We start from the raw sequence: 1,476 nt of genomic DNA, 5'->3' as shown, positions 1-1,476 counted from the left end.
GTAAGGCTGGTTGCAGGTAGCTGCGTTTGACCCAGGACTTGGAGAATCGTATCCATCAACGTCGTTTGCACCAAATCCCGCCCCGACAAATTGACACTGACTTTGAACGGTTCCATCTCGGGAAAGAGTCGTCGCCACACCGCCAGTTGTTCACACGCTGCCCGTATCACCCATTGACTGATGTCCCAAATCAGTCCAGTTTCTTCTGCTACAGGAATAAAATTATCTGGAGAGATGAACCCCCGAGTGGGATGCGTCCATCGAAGCAGTGCCTCAAACCCAATCAGGCGCTGCGTCTGCAGCTCCATAATAGGTTGATAGTAGAGAGTAAACTGTTGTTCGTCTAGAGCAACCCGTAAGTCCTGCTCAAGCAGTTGCCGATGCACCACCTGCACATGCATCTCCGCATCAAAGATCTCATAGCGATTGCGTCCACCCGCCTTCGCGCGATACAGAGCAATATCAGCATCACGCAAGAGACTCGTTGCCTCAGTGTAGTCGCGCGTGCCCCATACAATGCCGAGGCTCGTGGTAATAAAGACACTGTGTCCCTCAACCGCTAGAGGGACAGCAAAGACCGACCGAATGCGTTCAGCCAATTGCGTTGCCACCTGAATGCTTGGCAAGTGTTCCAGTAATATGACGAACTCATCGCCCCCTAAGCGGGCCACCAAATCAGTGGGACGCACGATCGTTTGTAGTTCACGGGCGACCGTCATCAGGAGTTGGTCGCCAACTTGATGTCCAAGACTGTCATTGATGACTTTGAACTGATCCAAATCGAGAAAGAGAACCGCATAGCGGTAGGTTTGCGATTGTTGTGCTCGCTTGAGCGCCAACTCCAACCGCTCCGTTAACAGTGTGCGATTGGGCAAGTCAGTCAGACTATCATGTCGGGCTTGACGAATGAGTTGTGCTTCAGCTTTTTGGCGATCGCTAATATCTAAGATCATCGCCAAAAACACCCATTGCCCAGCATATGGAGTTAGCTGTAGATGCACCTCAACGGGATAGCAACTGCCGTCGATGCGCTGATGTACCGTTTCAAACGTGACAGTTGGGATGTCTCCTTGTCTCAGAGGGGTAACCAAAGCATCAAAGTCAGCTACTGATAGCTCGGGCTTAATCTCTACTGCGGTCATTTGGCGGAGCTGTTCTAAAGAGTAACCTAAATTTTGTAGTGCCCCTTGGTTGGCATATTCAAACCGGAGAGTGTCACTCTCGAAGAGATAAATCTCATTGAGGCTAGCCTCGATTACATGGCTAAGGCGGTGACGTTCCGCTTCGGCTTGTTTGCGATCGCTAATATCTCGACAGATACAAAGATGCACCGTCTCACCATTCAACACAGCACGGCTGTAGCTAATTTCTACATCATAAATAGCGCCATCCTGGCGACGATGGCGCGTTTCAAACCGGGGAGGTAGACGCATGGCTCCCTGAAGGATAGTCTGTAACTCCTCGCGAGTCCATTGC

At 50.9% G+C, this 1,476-nt stretch carries 1 protein-coding gene; it reads right to left on the bottom strand.

The features are described 5' to 3' along the window. The coding region (locus V6D20_23580; GenBank protein ID HEY9818761.1) for a diguanylate cyclase at nt 1–1,433 on the bottom strand (1,433 nt) is incomplete at its 3' end. Between the last annotated feature and the right edge of the window lie 43 nt (nt 1,434–1,476).

Source organism: Candidatus Obscuribacterales bacterium, from assembly GCA_036703605.1.
Lineage (GTDB): Bacteria > Cyanobacteriota > Cyanobacteriia > RECH01 > RECH01 > RECH01.
The sequence above is the reverse complement of the archived record's forward strand: the minus strand, read 5'-3'. Positions and strand labels throughout refer to the sequence as shown.